The sequence below is a fragment of the Lentzea sp. NPDC051838 genome, assembly GCF_040681245.1.
Taxonomy (GTDB): Bacteria; Actinomycetota; Actinomycetes; order Mycobacteriales; family Pseudonocardiaceae; genus Lentzea.
This window is the reverse complement of the sequence record NZ_JBFAYI010000002.1, coordinates 567,682-590,981: the sequence shown is the minus strand read 5'-3', so window position 1 is coordinate 590,981 and position 23,300 is coordinate 567,682. Positions and strand designations below refer to the sequence as shown.

Annotated in this window: 23 protein-coding genes and 1 pseudogene; 12 read left to right on the top strand and 12 right to left on the bottom strand. The window is 68.2% G+C overall.

Annotated elements, in window-relative coordinates; all coding sequences use genetic code 11:
* Positions 1–9: 9 nt before the first annotated feature.
* Positions 10–1,449 carry a PucR family transcriptional regulator gene (locus AB0M24_RS08820; protein ID WP_363762869.1) on the bottom strand — a complete coding sequence of 480 codons (1,440 nt, stop codon included), beginning with the start codon at positions 1,447–1,449 and terminating at the stop codon, positions 10–12.
* 128 nt (positions 1,450–1,577) lie between these two features.
* On the opposite strand from AB0M24_RS08820, the gene uraH reads away from it, so the two are divergent.
* From uraH to AB0M24_RS08780, 8 genes and pseudogenes are all read left to right on the top strand, one after another.
* Positions 1,578–1,892 (top strand): hydroxyisourate hydrolase, encoded by a 315-nt coding sequence (gene uraH, locus AB0M24_RS08815; RefSeq protein ID WP_363762867.1) that lies wholly within the window; start codon positions 1,578–1,580, stop codon positions 1,890–1,892.
* A 2-nt stretch (positions 1,893–1,894) separates the two neighbouring features.
* Positions 1,895–2,755 (top strand): xanthine dehydrogenase family protein subunit M, encoded by an 861-nt coding sequence (locus tag AB0M24_RS08810; protein WP_363762864.1) that lies wholly within the window; start codon positions 1,895–1,897, stop codon positions 2,753–2,755.
* A complete protein-coding gene (locus tag AB0M24_RS08805; RefSeq protein WP_363762861.1) occupies positions 2,746–3,207 on the top strand; it encodes a (2Fe-2S)-binding protein in 462 nt (153 codons plus the stop codon). The genes AB0M24_RS08810 and AB0M24_RS08805 overlap by 10 nt, the downstream gene beginning before the upstream one ends.
* Positions 3,204–4,556 carry an 8-oxoguanine deaminase gene (locus tag AB0M24_RS08800; protein ID WP_363762858.1) on the top strand — a complete coding sequence of 451 codons (1,353 nt, stop codon included), beginning with the start codon at positions 3,204–3,206 and terminating at the stop codon, positions 4,554–4,556. The genes AB0M24_RS08805 and AB0M24_RS08800 overlap by 4 nt, the downstream gene beginning before the upstream one ends.
* Complete coding sequence (locus tag AB0M24_RS08795) at positions 4,553–6,739, top strand: molybdopterin cofactor-binding domain-containing protein (protein ID WP_363762855.1); 2,187 nt, start codon at positions 4,553–4,555, stop codon at positions 6,737–6,739. Before AB0M24_RS08800 ends, AB0M24_RS08795 begins: the two co-directional genes overlap by 4 nt.
* A 20-nt stretch (positions 6,740–6,759) precedes the next feature.
* On the top strand, positions 6,760–7,221 hold the full coding sequence (locus AB0M24_RS08790) for a nucleoside deaminase (protein ID WP_363762852.1): 462 nt from the start codon (positions 6,760–6,762) through the stop codon (positions 7,219–7,221).
* 95 nt (positions 7,222–7,316) lie between these two features.
* The gene (locus AB0M24_RS08785; RefSeq protein WP_363762849.1) at positions 7,317–8,723 is read left to right on the top strand and encodes an NCS2 family permease; all 1,407 of its coding nucleotides are present in this window, start codon (positions 7,317–7,319) and stop codon (positions 8,721–8,723) included.
* A 54-nt stretch (positions 8,724–8,777) separates the two neighbouring features.
* Positions 8,778–9,671: pseudogene (locus tag AB0M24_RS08780) on the top strand (XdhC family protein); the annotation flags it as partial.
* A gap of 534 nt (positions 9,672–10,205) precedes the next feature.
* Here the strand turns inward: AB0M24_RS08780 and AB0M24_RS08775 are convergent.
* From AB0M24_RS08775 to AB0M24_RS08755, 5 genes are read right to left on the bottom strand one after another with little or no spacing between them, the layout of a single operon-like run.
* Positions 10,206–10,829: a response regulator transcription factor gene (locus tag AB0M24_RS08775; RefSeq protein WP_363762846.1), complete on the bottom strand. Its 624-nt coding sequence runs from the start codon at positions 10,827–10,829 to the stop codon at positions 10,206–10,208.
* Positions 10,830–10,848: 19 nt separating this feature from the next.
* The gene (locus tag AB0M24_RS08770) at positions 10,849–12,003 is read right to left on the bottom strand and encodes a sensor histidine kinase (protein ID WP_363763072.1); all 1,155 of its coding nucleotides are present in this window, start codon (positions 12,001–12,003) and stop codon (positions 10,849–10,851) included.
* 9 nt (positions 12,004–12,012) lie between these two features.
* Positions 12,013–12,738, bottom strand: coding sequence for an ABC transporter permease (locus tag AB0M24_RS08765; RefSeq protein ID WP_363762843.1), 726 nt, complete (start codon positions 12,736–12,738; stop codon positions 12,013–12,015).
* On the bottom strand, positions 12,722–13,615 hold the full coding sequence (locus AB0M24_RS08760; protein WP_363762840.1) for an ABC transporter ATP-binding protein: 894 nt from the start codon (positions 13,613–13,615) through the stop codon (positions 12,722–12,724). Before AB0M24_RS08760 ends, AB0M24_RS08765 begins: the two co-directional genes overlap by 17 nt.
* Positions 13,616–13,672: 57 nt before the next feature.
* Positions 13,673–14,599, bottom strand: coding sequence for a LysR family transcriptional regulator (locus tag AB0M24_RS08755; RefSeq protein WP_363762837.1), 927 nt, complete (start codon positions 14,597–14,599; stop codon positions 13,673–13,675).
* Positions 14,600–14,670: 71 nt separating this feature from the next.
* On the opposite strand from AB0M24_RS08755, the gene AB0M24_RS08750 reads away from it, so the two are divergent.
* On the top strand, positions 14,671–15,573 hold the full coding sequence (locus AB0M24_RS08750) for an SDR family NAD(P)-dependent oxidoreductase (RefSeq protein WP_363762834.1): 903 nt from the start codon (positions 14,671–14,673) through the stop codon (positions 15,571–15,573).
* 3 nt (positions 15,574–15,576) lie between these two features.
* Positions 15,577–16,392, top strand: a complete 816-nt coding sequence (locus tag AB0M24_RS08745; RefSeq protein ID WP_363762831.1) for an SDR family NAD(P)-dependent oxidoreductase — start codon at positions 15,577–15,579, stop codon at positions 16,390–16,392.
* Here AB0M24_RS08745 and AB0M24_RS08740 read toward each other — a convergent pair.
* Entirely contained in the window at positions 16,389–16,976 is a 588-nt protein-coding gene (locus AB0M24_RS08740) for a helix-turn-helix domain-containing protein (RefSeq protein WP_363762829.1), read from the bottom strand. The two genes, AB0M24_RS08745 and AB0M24_RS08740, sit on opposite strands and share 4 nt — an antisense overlap.
* A 79-nt stretch (positions 16,977–17,055) precedes the next feature.
* Between AB0M24_RS08740 and AB0M24_RS08735 the strand changes: the two genes are divergently transcribed.
* Entirely contained in the window at positions 17,056–17,388 is a 333-nt protein-coding gene (locus tag AB0M24_RS08735; RefSeq protein WP_363762826.1) for an antibiotic biosynthesis monooxygenase, read from the top strand.
* 19 nt (positions 17,389–17,407) lie between these two features.
* Here the strand turns inward: AB0M24_RS08735 and AB0M24_RS08730 are convergent, their stop codons facing one another.
* Positions 17,408–18,010 (bottom strand): DUF305 domain-containing protein, encoded by a 603-nt coding sequence (locus AB0M24_RS08730; RefSeq protein ID WP_363762823.1) that lies wholly within the window; start codon positions 18,008–18,010, stop codon positions 17,408–17,410.
* A 303-nt stretch (positions 18,011–18,313) separates the two neighbouring features.
* Between AB0M24_RS08730 and AB0M24_RS08725 the strand changes: the two genes are divergently transcribed.
* Positions 18,314–19,585, top strand: a complete 1,272-nt coding sequence (locus AB0M24_RS08725; RefSeq protein WP_363763069.1) for a hypothetical protein — start codon at positions 18,314–18,316, stop codon at positions 19,583–19,585.
* A gap of 12 nt (positions 19,586–19,597) precedes the next feature.
* Here AB0M24_RS08725 and AB0M24_RS08720 read toward each other — a convergent pair whose 3' ends face one another.
* The 4 genes from AB0M24_RS08720 to AB0M24_RS08705 are packed head-to-tail and all read right to left on the bottom strand — an operon-like array spanning position 19,598 to position 23,298.
* Positions 19,598–20,758 (bottom strand): MFS transporter, encoded by a 1,161-nt coding sequence (locus AB0M24_RS08720; protein WP_363762820.1) that lies wholly within the window; start codon positions 20,756–20,758, stop codon positions 19,598–19,600.
* Entirely contained in the window at positions 20,755–21,150 is a 396-nt protein-coding gene (locus AB0M24_RS08715; protein WP_363762817.1) for a VOC family protein, read from the bottom strand. The genes AB0M24_RS08720 and AB0M24_RS08715 overlap by 4 nt, the downstream gene beginning before the upstream one ends.
* Positions 21,151–21,157: 7 nt before the next feature.
* A complete protein-coding gene (locus tag AB0M24_RS08710; protein WP_363762814.1) occupies positions 21,158–22,267 on the bottom strand; it encodes a low temperature requirement protein A in 1,110 nt (369 codons plus the stop codon).
* Positions 22,267–23,298, bottom strand: coding sequence for an ABC transporter ATP-binding protein (locus AB0M24_RS08705; protein WP_363762811.1), 1,032 nt, complete (start codon positions 23,296–23,298; stop codon positions 22,267–22,269). The genes AB0M24_RS08710 and AB0M24_RS08705 overlap by 1 nt, the downstream gene beginning before the upstream one ends.
* Positions 23,299–23,300: the final 2 nt, after the last annotated feature.

The window sequence follows — 23,300 nt, the reverse complement described above, 5'->3', positions numbered from 1 at the left end:
CCGTCCACGCTATCCCGCCTGCAGCGCCAGGAAGAGGTCCACGCGCGCCTCGAACTCCGCCAGGTCCACGCCGAGCAGCTCTTCCACGCGCCCCACCCGGTACCGCAAGGTGTTGACGTGGACGTGCAGCTTGCCCGCCGCCGCCGTCCACGAGCCGGAGCAGTCCAGGAAGACCTTCAACGTCCCCACCAGATCCGAACCGTGCTCGGCGTCGTAGTCCAGCACCGGGCCGAGCAGCCGTCGCCGCAACGACGTCCGCAGCTCCTCCGGCACGCCCGCGAGCAGCAGCTGGTGCAGTGCGATCTCCTCGCCCGCCACCACACACGTGCGCCCACCACGCCGTTCGCCCAGACGACGTGCGTGCGCCGCCTCCTCCGCAGCGCCCCGCAGACCGCGCCACTCGACCGGCGAGCTGATGCCGACCAGCACCCGTGACGACCCGAGGCCCGGTTCCATCACGCGGATCGCCTCGCGCACGTCGTCCGGCATCGAGTCGTCAGCGCGCGCGATCCCGTAGACCGTGTCCCCCACAGGCGTCACCAACGCTTGAGGCAACGTCTCCTCCAGCACCGTGGCCGCGAGATCGGTCCGCTGATCCGACGTCACCGCGGAGATCACCCGCAACCGGGCGTTCTCCAGACCGGCGGCAGCCAGCCGCGACTCCACGTCCGCCGACCCGCTCAGCACCGCGGCCACCAGCGGTCCGGCGGTCCGGTTCTCGATCTGACGGCCCTGCGCCTGCCGCAACCGTTCCAGCGCCACCAGCGACGCCAGCTCCGCAGCGGCCTCTTGCTGCGGCTCCCCGCCCACGACGAGGATCCAGCTGGTGAGCCGGTTGCCGCCGCGTTCGGACACGGGCACGAGGGTCATCCCCCGCACCGTGCGGGGCAGCCGGTCGGCCTGCAGGAACTCCTTCACCAACGTCACGCGATCGGCCAGCTCCCCTCCGGCCACCACGCGTCCGGTCGTCGACAGCACCCAGCAGGGCGCGCTCAGCTCGTGCCCGCCCGCCAACAACAACGCGGGCAGTCCGGAACCCTCCGCTACGACGTTGAGCAGCCTGCGGTGGCGGGACAGCCCGACCAGTTCCATCGACACGCGCTCGGTGATCGTCGCGAACGACAGGTCGACCGGCACCTCGAGCAACGGCACGTGGTGGCGTTCGCAGGCGTCGACGAGATCGAGAGGCAACGCGCGGTTCTCCGTCTCCGAAGCAGCCAGACCTGCGACGCGGGCGGAGGCGAGGGAACGGACGAACGTCTCGGAGTCCTGCGGCCCGTGGTGCCAGAGCAGGCCGGACAGCACCAGCTCCCCGCCGGACAGGTACCGGCTGGGGTCGGGCAGCTCCGTTCCGTACACGCGGGTGACCGTGCGGTCGAGCTGGTCCTCACCGGTGTGCAGGCTCAGGCGCAGTTCCGGCATCTGCAGCAACGTCCGCAGCAGCAACATGACAGGTCACTTTCGTCCATTCGTGTTTGTAGGAAAGCACAAATTCACCGGCTGTAGGAGCCTGACGATTCATGCGGTCCGGCCGTAGAGGTTCGGACCTGTGGCTATGTGTACTGGCTCACAACCAGATGGGAGGGCGAGTGACGATCTCCACGCACGTGCTGGACGCGGCACGCGGCAGGCCGTTCGCGGGCATCACCGTGTCGCTGCAGCGCCGCGACGGGACCGAGGTGAGTTCCGCTGAGACGAACGCCGATGGCCGGATCACCGGATGGGGTGAAGGCTTGGAGGCGGGGGTGTACCGGCTCGTCTTCGACACGTCCGACGCGGCGCCGTTCTTCCCCGAGGTCGTGCTCACGTTCGCCTACTCCGATCCGGCGCAGCACTACCACGTGCCGCTGCTGCTGTCGCCGTTCGCCTACTCCACCTACCGAGGTAGCTGACGATGGACTTCCTTCGACCGGAAACGCTCGCCGAGGCGTTGGAGCTGAAGGCTTCCAGGCCGGATGCCGTGCCGATCGCCGGTGGCACGGACGTCATGGTGGAGCTCAACTACGACCACCGCCGCCCGGCCGCGCTGCTGGACCTGACCCGGATCGCCGAGCTCCAGCAGTGGACCGACGGGCTGCGGGTCGGCGCGGGTGTGCCGTACGTGCGGATCATCGACGAACTGGGATCGCAGCTGCCGGGCCTCGCCATGGCCTCGCGCACGGTCGGTTCGCCGCAGATCCGCAACCGGGGCACGGTCGGCGGCAACCTGGGCGCGGCCTCTCCCGCGGGTGACACGCACCCGGTGCTGCTGGCGTCCGACGCGGTCATCGAGGTGGCCTCCGTGCGGGGGACTCGGATGATCCCGGCTGCCGATTTCTACGTCGGCGTGAAACGGAACTCCTTGGAGCCGGACGAACTGATCGTGGCGGTGCACCTCGCGCCTGCCAAGGGGCCACAACAGTTCTCGAAGGTCGGCACGCGCAACGCGATGGTGATCGCGGTGTGCTCGTTCGCGATCTCGCTGTTCCCCGAGGAAGGCCGGGTCGGCGCGGCCGTCGGGTCCGCCGCTCCCACCCCGCGACGTGCTCACGAGGCAGAGCAGTTCCTCGCCTCCGAGCTGGACTTCAAGGCGCCCAAGCCGTTGCTGGACTCGGTGAAGCGCGAGTTCGGCGAGCTGGTCTCGCGGGCGGCGTCACCGATCGACGACGTGCGCGGCTCGGCCGCGTACCGCAAGCACGCATTGGCAGTGATGGCTCGCAGGACTCTGGGGTGGGCCTGGCAGGAACTCTTGGACGGGGAGCAGGCATGCGCGTGAACGTGACGGTCAACGGCGAGCAACGCCAGGCCGACGACGTGTGGGAAGGCGAGTCGCTGCTGTTCATGCTGCGCGAGCGGCTCGGGCTGCCCGGGTCGAAGAACGCCTGCGAGCAGGGCGAGTGCGGTTCCTGCACGGTGTACCTGGACGACGTGCCGGTGTGCTCGTGCCTGGTCGCCGCCGGCCAGGCGCAGGACCGTTCCGTGCGCACGGTCGAGGGGCTCGCTTCCGGGGACGCGTTGGACCCGGTGCAAGAGGCGTTCGTCGAGGCGGGCGCGGTGCAGTGCGGCTTCTGCACGCCCGGTCTCGTGGTGCAGGCGCACGACCTGCTGAACCGCGTGCCGAACCCGTCCGACCCGGAGATCCGCGAGGCGCTCGCCGGAAACCTGTGCCGCTGCACGGGCTACGAGAAGATCCTGGACGCCGTGCGATTGGCGGCGTCGCGCCGATGATCGTCCTCGACCGCTGTGCGGTGTCCACTGTGGATTCGGCCGGAACCGAGCACGCGTCCGGCCACGTCGTCATCAACGACGGCCGGATCGTCTCGGTCGGTGCGGGTCCCGCGCCTCGCCCGTACGAGTCGCACACCTACGTCGACGCGTCGTCGTGCCTGGTCACGCCCGGCCTGATCAACACGCACCACCACCTCTACCAATGGGCGACGCGCGGGCTGGCGCAGGACGCGACGCTGTTCGAGTGGCTGACCACGCTGTACCCGGTGTGGCGCGGGCTCGACGACACCGTCACGCACGCCGCCGCTTCCGCCGGCCTGGCGAAACTGGCGTTGACCGGCTGCACGCTGGCCGCTGACCACCACTACGTCTTCCCTTCCGCCGGCGGCGACGTGTTCAACGCGCTGGTGTCGGCGGGGCGCCGGATCGGGATCCGGCTGGAGGCGATCCGCGGGTCGATGGACCGGGGGCAATCGCATGGCGGACTGCCGCCGGACAACCTGGTCGAGGACACCGAAGCCGCGTTGATCGCCACTGAACAGGCGATCGGCGACTACCACTCGGCGGCCGACGACGCGCTGATCCGGGTCGCGGTCGGGCCGTGTTCGCCGTTCTCGGTGTCGCGTGAGCTCATGACGGGCGCTGCTTCTCTTGCACGTCGTCACGGCGTTCGGCTGCACACGCACCTCGCCGAGACCCTCGACGAGGAAGAGCAGTGCCTGGCGGAGAACGGGTGCACGCCGACCGAGTACGCCGAGCAGCTCGGCTGGCTGGGTTCGGACGTGTGGCTCGCGCACACCGTGCACCTGTCGTCGGACGCGGTGAAGCGGCTGGGAGCGACTTCAACGGGTTCCGCGCATTGCCCGACCTCCAACGGGCGGCTGGGCACCGGCATCGCGCCCGTTCGAGACCTGCTGGACGCGGGTGCGCCGGTCGGGCTCGGCGTCGACGGCGCCGCGTCCAATGAGGACGGTGGCTTGGTCGTCGAGCTGCGGGCCGCGTTGCACCAGGCCCGGCAGCGGGGTGGGCCTCGTGCGCTGGACGTCCGGCAGGCGTTGTGGATGGGCACGATGGGTGGCGCTCGCGTGCTGGGTCGCGCTGACTCGCTGGGCTCGATCGAGCCGGGCAAGGTCGCGGACCTCGCGGTGTGGGATCTGTCCGGAATGGACTACGCGGGTATCGCGGACCCGGTGGCGGCACTCGTTCTCGGCACGCCGCCGCCGTTGAAACTGTTGATCGTGGGCGGTGAGGTCGTCGTGCGGGACGGGGTTCTGCAGACGGCGTCGACCGACGAGCTGGCACGTGAACTTTCTTCCGCCAGCGCCAAGCTTCAGGAGGCAGCGCGATGACCCTCACTCCCGCCGAGCTCACCTCCGCGGTGTCGGGTGGCATCGGGACGTCGCCGCAGCGCCCGGACGGCAACCTGAAGGTGCGCGGCGAGTTCGCCTACGCGTCCGACCTGTGGCATGAGGACATGATCTGGGGCGCGACCCTGCGTTCGCCGCACCCGTACGCTCGAATCGTCTCGGTCGACATCACCGAGGCCTTGAAGGTTCCCGGTGTGTACGCGGTGCTGACGCACTCGGACGTACCCGGCCGCAACCTGTACGGGTTGGAGCACAAGGACCAGCCCGTGCTCGCCGTGGACGTGGTGCGCTACCAGGGCGAGCCGATCACGTTGGTCGGCGCGGACCACCCGGAGACCGCTCTGCGCGCGATGAAGAAGATCGCCGTGGTCTACGACGTGCTGGAACCCGTGGTGGACATGGAAACGGCGGTGGACGACACCCCGTTGCACCCTGGCGGCAACCTCGTGCGTCACGTCCCGATCCGCCGTGGCTCGCAGGACGTCGAGGCCGAGGTCGTCGTCACCGGCCGGTACGAGGTCGGCATGCAGGACCAGGCGTTCCTCGGGCCGGAGTCCGGTCTCGCGGTGCCGGCGACCGACGGTTCGGTGGACCTGTACATCGCGACGCAGTGGCTGCACGTGGACCGCGACCAGATCGCGGCCGCCCTGGGGCTGCCGCAGGACCAGGTGCGGCTGACGCTGTCCGGCGTCGGTGGCGCGTTCGGTGGCCGTGAGGACCTGTCGATGCAGGTGCACGCGTGTCTGCTGGCGCTGTACACCGGCAAGCCGGTGAAGATGGTCTACAACCGCGAAGAGTCGTTCTACGGGCACGTCCACCGGCACCCGGCCGTGCTGTACTACGAGCACGGCGCCGACCACACGGGCAAGCTGGTCTACGTCCGCACGCGGATGTACCTGGACGGTGGCGCTTACGCGTCTTCGACTCCGGCTGTCGTGGCCAACGCGGCGACTTTGGGCGTCGGGCCGTACGAGGTCGACAACGTGACGATCGACGCTTATGGCGTCTACACGAACAACCCGCCCTGTGGTGCGATGCGCGGATTCGGTGCTGTCCAAGCAGGTTTCGCCTACGAGACCCAGATGGACAAGCTGGCCGAGGCGCTGGGCATGTCACCGGTGGATGTTCGTGTGCGCAACGCGATGACCGAGGGCTCGGTGATGCCGACCGGTCAGGTCGTCGACTCGGCCGCGCCCGTCGCGCAGCTCCTGAAGCTGGTGCAGGACAAGCCGTTGCCCGCTGGGACTTCCGCGGACATCCGTGAGCTGCCTGGCGGTGTCTCGAACACCACGCACGGCGAGGGTGTTGTTCGTGGTGTCGGCTATGCCGTCGGCATCAAGAACATCTGCTTCTCCGAGGGCTACGACGACTACTCGACCGCCCGCGTGCGGGTGTCGATGGTGAACGGCTCGTTGGCCGCTGCTGTGCACACCGCTGCGTGCGAGGTCGGCCAGGGCCTGGTGACGATCATGCAGCAGATCGTGCGGACCGAGCTCGGCATCGAGCGCGTGACGGTGCTGCCGATGGACACCACGATCGGCAACGGCGGCTCGACCTCGGCCTCGCGCCAGACCTATGTCACCGGTGGCGCGGTGAAGGCTGCCTGTGCGCTGGTGCGTGATCGTCTCGCCGGCCGCACCGACATCGGTTCCGAGGTGATCGACGAGGTCACCGAGTGGCGGCACCGCGCGACCGAGTCTTTGGATCCCGTTACGGGACAAGGCAACGCACACGTCCAGTACGGCTTCGCGGCGCACCGGGCCGTCGTCGACGTGGACGTGGATCTCGGTCTCGTTCGCGTTGTGTCGTTGGACTGCGCCCAGGACGTGGGCAAGGCGCTGAACCCGCAGGCCGTCGTGGGCCAGATCCAGGGCGGTTCCGCCCAGGGACTCGGCCTCGCGGTGATGGAGGAGATCCAGACCTCCGGCGGCAAGGTGCGCAACCCGTCCTTCACCGACTACCTGATTCCCACCGTGCTCGACATGCCGCCGATGAGCATCGACGTGCTCGAGCTCGCCGATCCCCATGCCCCGTACGGCATTCGCGGCGTCGGCGAACCGCCCACCATCTCGTCGACCCCGGCGATCGTGGCGGCGATCCGCGCGGCGACCGGCCTGGCGCTCACCCGCGTCCCGGTCCGCCCGGAACACCTGACCGGCACCTGATCTTTCTGGAGTTTGTTGCTGTGAACGCACATCTGCTCGCCACCATCGACCTGGCCACCCGCAACGTGGCCTCCGGCGGCGGCCCGTTCGGCGCGATGATCGTCCGCGACGGTTCCGTGATCGCCACCGGCGTCAACCAGGTGACGCCAACGCTCGACCCCACCGCGCACGCCGAGGTCGTCGCGATTCGCGCGGCCTGCCAGGCGCTCGGTGACTTCAAGTTGACCGGCTGCACGCTGATCTCGTCGTGCGAGCCGTGTCCCCTGTGCCTGTCCGCCGCGCTCTGGGCGCGGGTGGACAGGGTCGTCTACGCCGCCGACCGCCACGACGCGGCGGCGGCCGGGTTCGACGACCGTGAGTTCTACGAACTCTTCAGCAAGTCCCGCTCGGAGTGGGACCTGCCCGTGCTCCAAATCTCCACAGGCGAGGACAACGCCCCGTTCACCGCGTGGACGTCACTCGCGACTCGAATCGATTACTGACGGCCAAAAGCCTGTCTAGCTGACCGGAGCTTGCAATTGCTTAAACGCGTTCCGGCGTTGGAACGCGCCCACCGGCATGGGAAAGGCCGTCCTCCATGACCCAGTTACGGAGCCGACAATCGACGTCGGTCCTCGACCAGTTCTTCCGCATCACCGAACGCGGCAGCTCGTTAGGCCGCGAAGTGCGCGGTGGCATCACGACTTTCGTCGCGATGTCGTACATCGTGCTGCTGAACCCGTTGATCCTCGGCGCTTCCGCCGACATCACCGGCGCGAAGCTCACCATCGCCGAGATCACCACCGCGACCGCTTTGGCCGCCGGCGTCATGACCGTCCTCATGGGACTGGTCGGCAACGCTCCTTTGGCGCTGGCAGCGGGTTTGGGCGTCAACGGCGTCGTGGCGTTCCAGATGGCGCCGACCATGACGTGGGCTCAGGCCTTCGGATTGGTCGTGCTCGAAGGTCTCTGCATCGTCGTGATGGCCGCGTCCGGCGTCCGCGAACGGATCATCAACGCGATCCCCGAGCCGTTGAAGATCGCGATCACCGTGGGCATCGGCCTCTACATCGCTTTGGTGGGCCTGGTTTCCGCCGGTTTCGTGACCCGCACGCCCGACGCGGTGGGCTCGACCGTCCCCGTGCGGATGGGCCTCGACGGTCACCTCAGCGGCTGGCCGATCGTGATCTTCTGCCTGGGCCTGCTGCTGATGATCGTCCTGATGGCGCGCGGAGTGCCGGGCGCGGTGCTGATCAGCATCGTGGTCGCCACGGTCGTCGCCGTGGTCGTGAACTCGATGTTCACGATCAAGGGCTGGGGCCTGGTGACACCTTCCCTGCCTTCGTCCATCGTCGGCTCGCCCGACTTCGGGTTGTTCGGCCGCGTGGACCTGTTCGGCGGCTTCGTGTCGGCGGGCGTGATCGCGGCGACGATCTTCCTGTTCACGTTGGTGCTGTCCGGCTTCTTCGACGCCATGGGCACGATCACCTCAGTGTCGGACGAGGCGGGTCTCACGCGGGACGGCCGCGTGGAGGGCATGGGCAAGATCCTCATGGTGGACGGCGCCGGCGCCATTGCCGGTGGCGTCACGGGTTCCGCCCCGAACACCGTGTTCCTGGAGTCGGCCGCGGGCGTTGGCGAAGGCGCCCGAACCGGTCTCGCGTCGGTGGTCACCGGCGGCCTGTTCCTGGTGGCACTGCTCTTCACGCCTCTGGCGACGGTCGTGCCCGCCCAGGCGGCCGCTCCCGCGTTGGTGGTGATCGGCGGCCTGATGATGACGCAGATCCGCCGCATCCCTTGGCACGAAACGGACTTCACCATCCCGGTGTTCCTGACCGTCGCCATCATCCCGTTCACCTACTCGATCACCAACGGCATCGGCGCGGGCCTCGTCTCGTACGTCGTGCTGCGCGTCTGCAAGGGCCGCTGGCCCGGCTGGCTCATGACCGGGCTCGCCCTGATGTTCGCCGTGTACTTCGGCGTGGACGTGATCACCGGCAAGTGACCGCGAACCTCGGCCAGGCGGCCACCTGGCCGAGGTTCCTTCTGGGAGGTCTCAATGCGTGACCTGGCACCGACTTTGCTGTCGTGGGACCGTTTCGCGGTCGCCTCGGTCGTTGCCGTGCGGGGCAGCGCACCCCGTCCGGTCGGCGCCGCGATGGCGGTCGGCCCCTCCGGTCAGGTGATCGGCAGCGTGTCCGGCGGCTGCGTGGAAGCCGAGGTCTACGACCTGGCGTGTCAGGTTCTGGAGACCTCCGAGTCCGCTTTCGCTTCCTTCGGCTACTCCGACGACACGGCGTTCTCCGTCGGTCTGACGTGCGGCGGCTCTTTGGACGTGCTGGTGCAGCGGGATTCTGCCGGGCTGCGCGCCGCTCTTCAGGCCTCAGTCGACGGCTATCCGGTCTCAGTGCGTTTTCCCTTTGAGGGTCGAGTTTTCGTCGAGTCGTGGATGCCCGCACCACGACTGCTCGTGTTCGGCGCCATCGACCACGCCGCCGCGGTCGCCGAGATCGGCCGTTTCCTCGGCTATCACGTGACGGTGTGCGACGCGCGTGCCGTGTTCGCGACCCCTGAACGCTTCCCGGCCGCTCATGAGGTTGTCGTGGACTGGCCCCACCGCTATCTCGCGTCCACCCACACCGACTCGTCGACCGCGGTGGTCGTTCTCACGCACGACCCGAAGTTCGACATCCCAGTCCTGTCGTCGGCGTTGGTCATGCCCTTGGCGTTCGTCGGCGCCCTGGGCTCCCGCCGCACGCACGCCGAACGCCTTTCGCGCCTCCGCTCGGCCGGCGTTTCGGACGCGGCGCTGTCTCGTCTTCGTTCCCCGATCGGCCTCGACCTGGGCGGCCGCAGCCCAGCGGAAACCGCTGTCTCCATCGCCGCCGAACTGGTCGCTTCGCGGCACGGCGGCACCGGCCTTCCCCTGTCCGACCTGTCCTCCCCCATCCACCGAGACCAGGAGAGCCATGGCACTGATCTTCCTCAACGGCGGCGGCATGCGGGGCGGACCGCTGCACTCACAGCTCCAGGGCACGCCGATGGTCTGCCGAGCCCGCAGTGCCCCGAAGTACCGCTACTTCTCGGTGCGGGACAAGTTCCCCGCGATGCACGAGTCGGGCACCGCCTCGGTAGTAGGTGAGCTCTACGACCTGCCACTCCAGGTCCTGCGCGAGCACCTGATCCCAGCCGAACCCCCGGAACTGGAGATCGGCGTAATCGAGCTCGAAGACGGCAGCGCCGCCCTGGCCACGGTTCTCCGAGACGCAGTGGTCGACCCACTACTCCAATCGGGTGACATTCGAGACATCTCGTATTTAGGAGACTGGCGCGAGTTCCTACATCGCGAGGGGTGAGGGAGTGGCAAGGGGGAGTTGCCGCAGGCGGCGGGACCAACCGAAGTGGTCCCGCCGCGGGGGAACCGGCAGCTTTGTCGCTCACCGGGCCTGACCACCACCGGGCCCGGCACATCTCCACTCCGGCGGCATCAGGTCCTCCGAGTCCTCAACAACCCACGCTCGTACGCCACCGCGACAGCAGCCGCCCGGTCCCCCACACCGAGCTTCGCGTACACGTGCAGCAGATGCGTCTTCACCGTCGCCTCGCTGATGAACAGCGCCGCCGCCACCGCCCGGTTCGTGGACCCTTTGGCCACCAACGCCAGCACGTCCAGCTCCCGCGCCGACAGCGGCTCCTCGGCCGGCTCCCGCACCTGTCCCAGCAACCGCGTGGCCACGGCGGGCGACAACACCGCCTCGCCCGCGTAGGCAGCGCGAATCGCCCGGTGCAGGTCGTCGCGCGGCGTGTCCTTCAGCAGGTAGCCGGTGGCGCCGGCCTTGATCGCGGGCAGCACGTCGCGGTCCGTGTCGTAGGTGGTGAGCACCAGCACGCGGCACGGATGGGTGCGCAGCCGTTCGATCGCGGACAGCCCGTCGGACCCCGGCATGCGCAGGTCCATCAGCACGACGTCGGGCGCGAGAGCGGTCACGACCGCCACCGCTTCGTCGCCGGACGCTGCCTCGCCCACCACCTCGAAGTCTGCCGAGGCGAGCATGCCGCGCAGGCCGTCGCGGACGACCGGGTGGTCGTCGACGATCACGAGCCTGATCACGCCGGTACCTCCACCGCACTCATGCCGGAACCCGCGCCGAGATCGCCGTCCCCGACCCCGGTTCCGACTCCACGAACAACGCGCCCGACAACCGGTGCACGCGGTGGCGCATCGCGGGCAGGCCGAAGCCCGACGACGGCGACGTCTGGTCGAAGCCCACGCCGTCGTCGCGCACGTCCAACGTCACCACGTCCTCCATGTAGGACAGAGTCAGGCCCACGCGTGACGCCGAGGCGTGCTTCGCCACGTTCGCCAGCGCTTCCTGGGCGGTGCGCAGCAAGGCGACCTCGATCTCCGGGTGCATCACGCGCACGGCACCGGTCAACGTGACCGACACCGGCACGCCGTACACCGTGGACCAACCCGAAGCGACCTCGTCCAAGGCCTCGGGCAGGGCCGCGGAGTCGAGCGCGGGCGGGCGCAGGGCGTGCACCGAGCGGCGCGCCTCGTCCAGGTTCGAGCGCGCCAAAGTAGCCGCCACCGACACGCGGTGCTCCCAGTCAGCAGCGGAAGCCGCCGAGAGTTGCGTGATGATGCCCGTGAGGCCCTGCGCCAGCGTGTCGTGGATCTCGCCGGCCAAGCGGTGGCGCTCGTCGTGCACGCCCGCCTCGTGCGCTTGCACGAGCAGTTGCGCGTGGAGGCCCTCGTTCTCCTCCAACAGCACCTTGCGCAGGCGGGCTTGTTCAGTTGTCACGTGGCCTACGAACGTCAAAGTGCACGCCACGACGGTGAAGATCAGCAGGAGCAACCAGAAGGCAGGCCGGGCGTCGGGTGGTGGGTAGCCGCCGAACAGCGAGAGCGTCGCCAGCCCGGACGTCAGCGCCACCACGAAGAACATCCAGCGGCCGCGCAGCAGTTCGCTCGCGTAGATGTAGACCGCGTACGACACCGCGCCGAACCAGTGCTCGGTCAGGCCCAGCACCGCGTAGATCACGACCATGCCACCGACGAACACGGCCATGTGCGGCGCGCGCCGGTGCCACGCGGGGTGCAGCGTGACCCACCACGCCATCCAGGCGTAGGCGAAGGCGACGACGCCGTACGTGATCCAGCGCTGCTCTGCCAGCTGGGTGGTGAAGATCGAGTACAACACCGTCGTCACCGTCAGCACGAAGTACGGGATCACGTGCGCGGCGAAAGCGAGCCTGCGCTCCCACCTGTCCAACGCGGCCATGTCCACGAGCTACTCCCAGCGGAACGCTTTGGCCGCGACGGTACCTGCCACGAGGCTCACCAGCCCCATGATCGCGAGATGCCTCCAGTCCGGCGGGTTTCCGAGCCACGCCTGTTGCAGCGCCTCCACTCCCGGAGGCGAGTACGAACCGATCGCCTGAACCGCCGAAGGCAGCATGAACCGCGGCAGGTACACGCCGCCGAAGAACATGAGCAGCATGAACACCACCGTCGCCCAGCCACCGGCCGCCCGCGCGTTCGGGGCCAGTGCGGCGATCACCAGGCCCAGCGCGAACGTCCCAGCGCCTCCCAGCAGCACGGCACACGCCAGGCCGAGCGGATGGTGAGGCAGGTCGACGTCGAAAACGACGTACGCCACCACGATAGTCAGCAGCACCGACAAGATCGCCGCGACGAAGTTGACGACCATCTGCCCGATCAGCAACCGCGCCGGATGCATCGGCGTCGTGGCCAGCCGCCGCAGCACGCCCTTCTCCCGATAGGTCGCCACGACCGTCGGCACGCGCTGCAACCCGATGAACGCCAACGTGAACACGACCAGAGCCGACAGGTAGCTGTCGATGAACCGGAACCCGTCGAACTTCGGATCGGGCGTGCGCAACGCCGGAATCGCCCCCAGCCCGAGCAACAGCAACGTCGGAAAAACCAGCGCGAACAACGAGTTCAGCCGATCGCGAACGAACAGCCGCGCCTCGATCTCAATGATCCGAAGCATCAGATCCCCCAGTCAACCGAACGTAGGCGTCGTCCAGCGAAACCTGATCGACCCGCAGCTGCCGCGCCACGACCTGGTTGCGCGCCAACAAAGAAGTCACCGCGTGCACCAGGTCCTCCGACCCGCTCACCACGATCTGGTCCCCCGCGAACGACACCGACGACACCTCGGGCAACGCCTCCAACGCAGCAACGTCCAAAGCACCCGAAGGAATGAACCGAACCCGCGTCGTGCCGTCTACAAGCGACACCAGCCCGGCCGGCGTGTCCGAAGCGACGATCCGCCCGTCGCGAAACACCGCCACCCGGTCACAAAGCCGCGCGGCCTCCTCCATGAAGTGCGTGACCAGCAGGATCGTCACCCCCGACGACCGCACCTCCTCGATCACCGACCACGTGTCGCGGCGCGCCTGCGGGTCCAGCCCGGTCGTGAGCTCGTCCAAGATCGCCACGCGCGGCGACCCGATCAACGCCAGCGCGATCGACAACCGCTGCTTCAACCCACCCGACAGCCGCCCGAACTCCACGCCCAGGTGCGCGGACAGCCCCAACCGCTCGGACCAGTCGGCAGGCGACGGGTAGAACGACGAGAACAACGACAACGCCTCGCTGACCCGCATCCGTTCGGGCAGCTCGGACGCCTGCAGCTGCACCCCGATCGCCGAACGCACGGAGGCAGGCGCCTGCCCCAGCACGGACACGCTCCCCCGGTCCGGCCTGCGCAGCCCCGACACGCACTCGACGGTCGTCGTCTTCCCGGCCCCGTTCGGTCCGAGAACGCCGAAGATCTCCCCCTCGGCCACCGAGAACGACACCGAGTCCACCGCGACCCGAGGCCCGTACCTCTTCCCGAGGTCACGCACTTCGATGATTGCCATGCGACAAGCCTCGAAGAAGACACGCGGAAGATCATCGAACGAGCAGCGACACCAGGATCAACCGATCGGTTGATGCCGTTGCTCCACCACCGCGGCCCGCACCGCCGTGACCAGCCGCGCCACCGGTTCCGGCACAGGCCCAGGCAGCCGCGCCAGCAGCATCCGCCGCTGCTCGGCAGGCCCACCCCGCACGGGCAGGATCCGCACCCCCTCTGGCAGCACCGCCACCAGCGCGGCGGGCGCCGTCGTCATCCCCAGCCCGGCCGCGACCAGGTGCAGCTTCGCCAGCCAGTCCCGAGCCGTGTGCGCGACGACCGGCCGTTCGTCGAGCCCCGGCCACACCCCCATCACCATCTGGTCGCCCGGCCCGGAGATCCACCGCTGCCCGCGCAGATCCTCGACGTCGACGAAGTCGTTGCGCGCCAACGGATGCGAAGCAGGAACCGCCACCCGCAGGCTCCGTTCCGCCAGTACCTCGACCTCCAGCGCGGGCACCTCGTCATCAGCCGCACGAAACGGCGGCGCCGACGAGATCAGCGCGATGTCCACCGTGCCGGCTCGCAGCGCGCGCACCAACGCCGGTGTGCTGCCCTCACGCGTCACGACGTTGATGGACGGATGAGTGCGCTTCAACGCCACCAACGCGTGCGGCACCAGCCACGCCCCGGCCGTCGCGAACCAGCCGAGCCGCACCGTGCTCGCGTCCTCCTCCGGCAATCCCGCGAGCTCTCGTGCGGCCGCATCGACCTGATCGACGACAACGGCCGCATGCCGCAACACGAGCCGCCCGGCCGCAGTGAGCCGCACGCCGTCGTACCGCCGCTCCAGCAACGGAACCCCGGCCGCCCGCTCCAGCGCCGCGATCTGCCGCGACACGGCGGACTGCGTGTAGCCCAGCGCGGACGCCGCCGCTGTCAACGTCCCGCGCTCAGCCACCTCGCGGAACACCCGCAGAGCGACCAGCGACGCATCGGAGAAGGCCATGACGTCTACGCATACCCCGGTTGAGATACTTTCGCTACCCGCATGCCTAGACCGAGCCTAGCGTCGAAGACGTGATCAAAACAGAGTTCGGGTTCGGCAGCACCGCGGCCGAGGTCGTCGAAGGCGTCGACCTGACCGGTAAGCGCGTGATCGTCACCGGCGCGTCCTCCGGCATCGGCGTCGAGACCGCGCGAGCGCTGGCCCACGCGGGTGCCGAGGTCACCCTGGCGGTCCGCGACACCGAAGCAGGCGAGAAGACCGCGAAGGACATCGGCGGCACCACGAAAGTCGCCCGTCTCGACCTGACCGACCTCGCGTCCGTCGACACCTTCACCCAGGCCTGGCAGGGTCCGCTGCACGTCCTCGTCAACAACGCCGGCGTCATGGCGACCCCGAAACAGCACACCGCACAAGGCTGGGAATGGCAGTTCGCCACCAACCACCTCGGCCACTTCGCCCTCACCACAGGCCTGCACGACGCGCTCGCGAAGGAAGGCGCGCGCATCGTCTCCGTCACCTCGACCGGCCACATGATCTCGCCGGTGGTGTTCGACGACGTCCACTACGTGTTCCGCCCGTACGACCCGTGGAGTGCTTACGGTCAAAGCAAAACCGCGAACGTCCTGTTCGCGGTGGAGGCCACGCGCAGGTGGGCGAAGGACGGCATCACAGCGAACGCCGTCATGCCCGGCGCGATCTTCACCAACCTGCAGCGCCACCTCGAAGGCGAGAGCACGGTCGACCCCGCCCTGATCAAGACGACCGAGCAGGGCGCGGCCACGTCGGTCCTCATCGCCACCTCACCGCTGCTCGACGGCATCGGCGGCCGCTACTTCAACGACTGCAATGAAGCCCAGACCGTCGACCGCCGCGGTGAAGCCCCGCCGATGCAGGGCGTCGCCCGCTACGCCCTCGACCCGGAGGCAGCCGAACGCCTCTGGACGTACTCCGAAACCCTCCTCGCGAAGGCCTGAACCATGATCGCACTGGTCACCGGCGCCACCCAGGGCCTCGGCCTCGCTCTGGTCGAAGGCCTCGCCCAACGCCTGGAGCCCACCGACACCGTCTACCTCACCGGCCGCGACATGAACCGCGTCATGACCGCCGTCCAATCCATGCCCGGCGGTGGCGCGAAGGTCCGCGGCGAGCTGCTCGACGTCGCGGATCCCACCGCGGCAAGCCTTGTCGCACAACAGATCCAGGAACGCCACGGCGGCATCGACATCGTCTTCGGCAACGCCGTCATGCGCATCGGCCCCGACGACGACCCGCGCGAGATCATCGACACCTACACGCAGGTCAACAACTTCGGCACCACCAGGCTCCTGAAGTCGTTCGCACCACTCCTCAACGACAACGGCCGCCTGCTGATCGTCGCCAGCTCACTCGGCACGCTCCACCACCTGGCACCGGTGCTGCACAAGCGGTTCACCGAGCCGTCCACAATGGACGAGATCGACGAGCAGATCGCGAACTGGCGTGACACGACGATGCAAGGCCGCGTCAGCGCGTGGCCCGCGTTCATCAACATCCCGTCGAAGGTCGGCCAGGTCGCCGCAGTGCGAGTCCTGGCAGCAGAACGCCGTGAACCAGACCTGCGACGCGGCATCCTGATCGCCGCCGTCTGCCCAGGCATGATCAACACGCCGACCTCCGCACTGTGGTGGGACGTCAGCACAGCGCCAACCCCGGCTCAGGCCGCCAAAAAGCTGCTGGACCTCGCCTTGGACCCGCTCCAACCAGAGCAGTACGGCGAGCTGGTGCGCGACGGCGAAGTGGTGCCGTTCCGCTAAAGACGCTGGTCCAGCCCGTGCACGACCTGGTCGAGCAACGTCTGGATGACCGCTTCGTTGTGCTCGGTGCGCCCCGGCGTGATCATCCGCGACGTCGCCTCGACCATGGCGTGCACGAGCATCGCCCGCAGCTGGGCCCGCTGCACCCCGGCGGTCTTGAACACCCCGACCAGCGGCGCCAGCAACCGATCGTGCTCGGCCCTGATCTGCTCGCGCGACGAGTCCGGCAACGCGTGCGCGGACAGGGCGACCACCGCCCCGTGGCTGCCGTCGGTGATGATCGCCAGCTCGGTGCGCAGGTACGCCTCGATCTTGGCCGGCACGGACCCGGCGCCGTTGACCGCGTCCTCCAGCTTGTCGGCCCACTCCGGCAGCGCGTCGGACACGATCGCCGCGACCAGCTCCTCGCGCGAGCGGAAGTACTCGTAGAGGCTCGGCCGCGACAACCCGACCCGTCTCGCCAGCGACGCGAGCGTCAGCGCCTCCGCCCCCTCGGTCGCCACGATCTCGCGCCCCGCGTCCAGCAGTGCGCGCAACCGGTTGGCGCGGTGCTCCGCCACGGTGTCAGCGCTGATCCTCGGCACATCGCGATCGTATCGCGCTTGATTTCCCGACGGGGAGTTGGAATAGTTCCCGACAGAGCGTCGGAATCAAGGAGGCCTCGTGTTCATCGCAACGAACCGGCTGTTCGTCCCCGCCGAGCGGGCGGAGGAGTTCGAGGCCCACTTCCGCAGCAACATGCGCACGTTCCTGCCCGGCGTGCCCGGCCTGCTGCGCAGCACACTGCTCAAGCCGACGAAGGACGACCAGCCCTACGTGTCGGTCAACGAGTTCGAGTCCGAGGAACACTTCCGCGCCTGGGTCGCGTCCGACTCGTTCCGCGAGGCCCACAAGCGCAACCGCGGCATCGCGCGGCACGTCACGGGCAACGCCGTCGAGACCTTCGAGCACGCCGAGGACCTGGTGCTGCCCCAGCAGCGCACCGAAGCTTCCTGATCGCGGAGACCCTGCCGTCTCACAGAGTGGGCAGCAGGGTCTTCATCCGGTTGATCTCGTCGGCCTGGACGGCGATCACGTCGTCCGCCATCTCCTCGACCTGAACGTTGACCCCCGCACTCTTCACGTCCGTCGCCATCTTGATCGCACCCTCGTGGTGCTTGATCATCAGCTCCAGGAACATCCGGTCGAAGTCCTTGCCCCGCGCGGCACCCAGCGCGTTCAACTGCTCCTGCGTGGCCATGCCGGGCATCGACCCGTGATCCTCGTGTCCGCCCACCACGTTGAACGTCCGCTGCCACTGCTTCATGGCGCCGATCTCGGGCTCCTGGCTGTACCGGATGCGGTCCGCCAGACCCTTCACGGTCTCGTTCTGCGCGCGCTCAGGAGCGAACCGCGTCATCGCCAGCGCCTGCTCGTGGTGGACGATCATCATCGCCACGTAGAGCTTGTCGGCGTCGTTCGGCGGTGGCGGGATCGCGCGCGACGCGTCCGATGGTGCCAACGTCTCCGCCGACCCACCGGGTGTGTCCGGCGCGATGATCGGGGCTGCATCAGGCTCCGATGTACAGCCCGTGATCAGCGCGAACACGACGACCAGCCCCAAGACCCCAGAACGCATAATGGGCAGAATACCCTCCGAAAGACGCTGGCCCTTAGCAAGGCGAAAGGGTCATACTCCCCCTCATCAACCCGTTCTGAGGGGGTATGAGCAGTGACTTCACGCGAAACGGCCCGGCGGCGCAGAACGCCTTTCGCGATTCTGGGGGCGCTCGCGCTGACGCTGTCAACGTTGACAGCGACCGCGTCCGCCGAACCCGACCTGCCGTCCGACGGCGCGGGACTGAGCGAGGCCCAGCTCGAGTCCCAGGCCGAAGGTGTCAACGGCATCCCGGGTGAGAACGAGATCAGCCGAAGCCGCAACATGGTCCTGGTGTCGCACCTGGACAAGGTGGCTCCGCTCGACCAGACGCAGACCGACATCGCGTTCCAGGACAACTACGCGTTCGTCGGCAACTACAACGGCTTCACGATCTACGACATCCGCAACCCGCGGGCGCCGAAGATCAAGAGCTCGGTGCTGTGCCCCGGTTCGCAGAACGACGTCTCGGTGTACGGGAACCTGCTGTTCCTGTCGACCGACTCGTCGCGCAACGACAACTCCTGCAACAGCGTGCCGCAGCCCGCGAGCATCAAGGAGTCGTGGGAGGGCATCAAGGTCTTCGACATCAGCGACAAGGCGGCGCCGAAGTACGTCGCGGCCGTCGAGACCGACTGCGGTTCGCACACCCACACGCTGGTGCCGGGCAAGAACAAGAAGGACGTGTACCTGTACATCTCCTCCTACTCGCCCAACGCCACGTTCCCGGACTGCCAGCCGCCGCACGACAAGATCTCGATCGTCAAGGTGCCGCTGAAGGCTCCGGCCCAGGCCAAGCTCCTCAAGGCGCCGGTGCTCTTCCCGGACGGCGCGAACCAGGGCACGCCCGGCACGATCGAGGACGGCTACGTCACGGCGACGTCCGGTTGCCACGACATCACCGTGTACCCGCAGCTCGACCTCGCGGCCGGCGCCTGCATGGGTGACGGTGTCCTCTGGGACATCTCCGACCGGGAGAACCTGGTGGAGATCAACAGGGTCCAGGACGACAAGCACTTCGCGTTCTGGCACTCGGCGACCTTCAACAACAGCGGCACCAAGGTCGTCTTCACCGACGAGCTCGGTGGCGGTGGCGCGGCGACGTGCAACGAGAAGATCGGCCAGACCCGTGGTGCCAACGGCATCTACGACATCGTGGGCAAGGGCAAGAACCGCAAGCTGGTGTTCAAGTCCTACTACAAGATCCCGCGCATGCAGGGCGACTCGGAGAACTGCGTGGCGCACAACGGTTCGCTGATCCCGGTTCCGGGCAAGGACATCATGGTCCAGTCCTGGTACCAGGGCGGCGTCTCGGTGTGGGACTTCACGAACTCGAGCAAGCCGCGTGAGATCGGCTTCTTCGAGCGCGGCCCGATGCCGAACAAGCAGGGCGGCGGCACCTGGTCGACCTACTGGTACAACGGCTACATCTACTCCTCGGAGATGGGCCGCGGCTTCGACGTGATCGACATGCGCGACCCGCGCACGTTCGCGGCGAAGTTCTTCCGCACGGACGAGCTGAACGTGCAGACCCAGGGCAACTTCTACCGCGGGTAGTAGCTGTCCGAATCAGCGCGGCTGTCGTTTCTCGGCAGCCGCGCTGATCGCTGTCAGGACCAAAGTCACCGCGACACCACCGAAAACGGCCCAGATCGGCGAGCCGACGTCCATCGCCCACGCGGCGACGACGGCCGTGAGCCCGTAGCCCGCACCGGTCACCGCGTACATCATCGAGAACCCGGCCGCGTGCGCCCCGACGGGAAGCCGTTCGCGCAGCACCAGACTCCGTGTCACCAGCACGCCGGACTGGAACAACCCAGCCGCCAGCAACGCCCCCGCGATACCCGGCAGGTTCGGGAACAACGCCACCGCACCCACGCACGTCGCGGTGATCACCAGCAGCACCAAGCCTTGGGTGCGCAACGATCCGGGCCACGGCCGCAGCCCGTACAGCACCGCACCGAGCGCACTGCAAGCCGCGAACCCGGTCAGCAACGGCCCGATCCAGCCGATCCCGATCCCCCGGTGCTCCAGCAACGCGGGCAAGACCAGCTCCGCGACCGCCAGCTGCGCCAACGCCGCCGCGCTCACCAGGTAGATCGGCCACGCCGACGCCACCACACGAGGTTTCGCCGAGCTGGCACGCGAAGTCACGTGCCCGCGCGGCAGGATGAACACGAGCCAGGCCGCCACGACGATCAGCGACACCGACACCACGACAGGCGCCCGCCGATCGACGCTCAACGCCAGCACGGTGACCAGCGCGGGCGCCACCGCCCACACCACCTGCGTGATCATGGCGTCGAAACCCATCGCCTTGGGCACCAACGCGTCCGGCACGAGCCCGAGCAGCATCGCCCGCAGCCCGCCCGGTGTCGTCGACGGCCCGGCACCCGCGACGAACGCGGCGATCACCAGCACCGTCACGTTGGTGGTCAGCGCCAGCGTCGTGAACGCCCCGGCGCCGACGATCAGCCCGGCCGCGAGCTGGCCGCGCATCCGGGACGGGTCGAGCAGCAGCCCGAGCAACCCAGCCCCGAGCAGCTCGCCCAGCACGTAGACGGCCGTCAGCGACGCGGCCAGAACGAAGCCGCCGGACAGGTCCTTGGTCAGGAACACCATCATCAGCGGCGTCATCGACATCGGTAACTTCGCGGCGACCGTGACCACGGCGCACGCGAGCACGTCCCGGTTCGCGAGATCGCGATAGCCGGCAGCGGAGATCGTCACTCGCCCAGCTCCTGGAACAACGTCAGCTGCAGTCCGGCAGGCGCTTTCAACCGCGCGTTCAGCGAGTTCCACGGCGTGCGCGTGGGTTCCGCGATCACCTCGGCCCCAGCGGCTTCCAACGCACGAGTCGTGCCTTCTGAATCCTCGACCTCGAACGCCACCCGGATGTGCCCGGCGACCCGCGAACCCACCTCGACCTGGTCGATGAAGTCGGCGTGCGGAGGATCGGTGATCTCCAGCGTCGCCCGCCCGGCCTCGAGAATCGTGACCCGCCCGCCGTCGGACGCGAACGCCGCCCGTTGCTCCAGGCCGAGGACGTCTCGGTAGAAGCGCAGGGCTTCGTCGTAGTCGGCCGCGGTGACGACTAGGCGGAGTTCACGAACACCGGTCATGTCCTGATCATCGCACCACGCGTGTGAGGATCACGAGAACCAGGGTGATCCCCGCCGTGACGTGGATCGGAGCTGGTCCGAACGTCGCAGCGAGCACCGCCACCGCACCGATCGGCAGCAGGTACTTGCGCAGCCCGCTCTGCGCGTGGCACTCCTGCACGTACCAGACGCACAGGAAGAAGATCGCGAGCGGCACCGTCGTGAACGGCGCGATGGCGATCCCCGGCGCGTGCGCGATGTGCAGGTCGTAGTCGACCGACGCCGCCAGACCCGCGCCCAAAGCCGCGATCGACCCGAGGATGAAGAAGTGCGCGTACCCCCACAGGAACGCTTTCTTCACCGTGTCCAGGTGCGACGGCGCCTCGAAGTAGATCCACCAGATCGAGAACACGATGACCAGCGACGCCACCGCGAGCGAGATGAGGTTGACGCCGCTGTCGAAGCCCTTCTGGAACGCCATCGTGGTCGACAGGATCGACTCGCCGAGCACGATCAACGTGAAGAGCCCGTGGCGTTCCGCGATGTGGTGCGGGTGCCAGGTCGTGAGCTCCGACTGCTCGGCCCACACCGGTACCAGCAGCTCGCCGATCATGAAGAGCACGAACAACGGCAGTTGGAGGCTCGTCGGCGCGACGACGACCCACAGCACCCAAAGCACCTGCATGCCGGCGATACCACCGGCATAGCGCTGAGCGCAGACCTTGTGCGCCGGGTTGTCCCGCGCCGCCCGCAGCCAGTGCGTGACCATCGCGAGTCGCAGAACGACGTACCCGCTGACGACGACGCGGTAGTCCTGATGCTCGAAGACGCGCGGGATGCCCGCCGCGATGACGAGCACTCCGGCGATCTGGACCATCGTGATGATCCGGTACAGCGTGTCGTCGTTGTCGAACGCGCTGGCGAACCACGTGAAGTTGAGCCACGGCAGCCACAACGCGAAGAAAGCCATGCAGAAGGCCAGCAAACCGGCCCCTGCATGGTTCTCGGAGACCGCGTGGTGGAGCCCGGCGGCGGCCTGGGCGACCGCCACCACGAAGCTCAGGTCGAACAACAGCTCCAACGGCGTCGCGACCCGGTGGGCCTCCGCCGTGTCGCGCGCGAGGAGCTTTCTGATCATCAGCCTGGCACCACCATGATCCGTGACTCACTGAGGTCGAGTGCGACCTGCGTGCCGGGCTGGTAGGCCGCCGCCTGGTTGGACGGCTGGTCGACCCGCAGGATCTGCTCGCCGATTCTGACGGAGATCCGCGTGACCGGCCCGAGGAACGACTGGGTCAGCACATCACCGACGATCTTGCCATTCGTCGAGCCCTCATGTGCGGAAACCCCGATGTCCTCAGGCCGCACGATGACGCGAACGTCGCTTCCGGACGGTTGGTCGTGCTCAGCGCTCACCGTGACGCCGTTGACGACCACGGTCGCACCCTCGGCCTTGGCCTCGATGCTGTTCGTGACACCGACGAACTGCGCCACGAACGCAGTCGCGGGCTTGCGGTACACGACAGACGGCGTGTCCAGCTGCTCCAACCGGCCGTGCGACATCACGCCGACCCGGTCCGAGACGGCGAGCGCCTCCTCCTGGTCGTGCGTGACGAACAGCGTCGTCATGCCGAGCTCCGTCTGGATGCGGCGGATCTCGTCGCGCAGGTTCACGCGGACCTTGGCGTCCAATGCGGACAGCGGCTCGTCCAGCAGCAGCACGCGCGGCTGGATCGCCAACGCGCGCGCCAACGCGACGCGCTGCTGCTGACCACCCGACATCTGATGCGGGTAGCGGCCGCCCAAATGCGACAGCCCCACCAGTTCCAGCAGCTCGCCCGCCTTCTTGGCTTCGGCCTTGCGCATCTTCAGGCCGAACGCGACGTTCTGCGCCGCGGTCATGTTCGGGAAGAGGCTGTAGGCCTGGAAGACCATGCCCATGTCCCGCTTGTTCGCCGGCACGCGAGTGATGTCCTTGCCGCCCACCGTGACCGTGCCCGAGTCCGACGTCTCGAAGCCCGCGACGATCCGCAGCGCCGTCGTCTTGCCGCAGCCCGACGGCCCGAGCAGCGACACGAGCTCGCCCTCGGCCAGGTCGAGGTCCAGGCCGTCCAGCGCGGTGTTGCCGCCGAAGGACTTGCGCAACCCCTTGAGTTCCAGGTGACCCATCT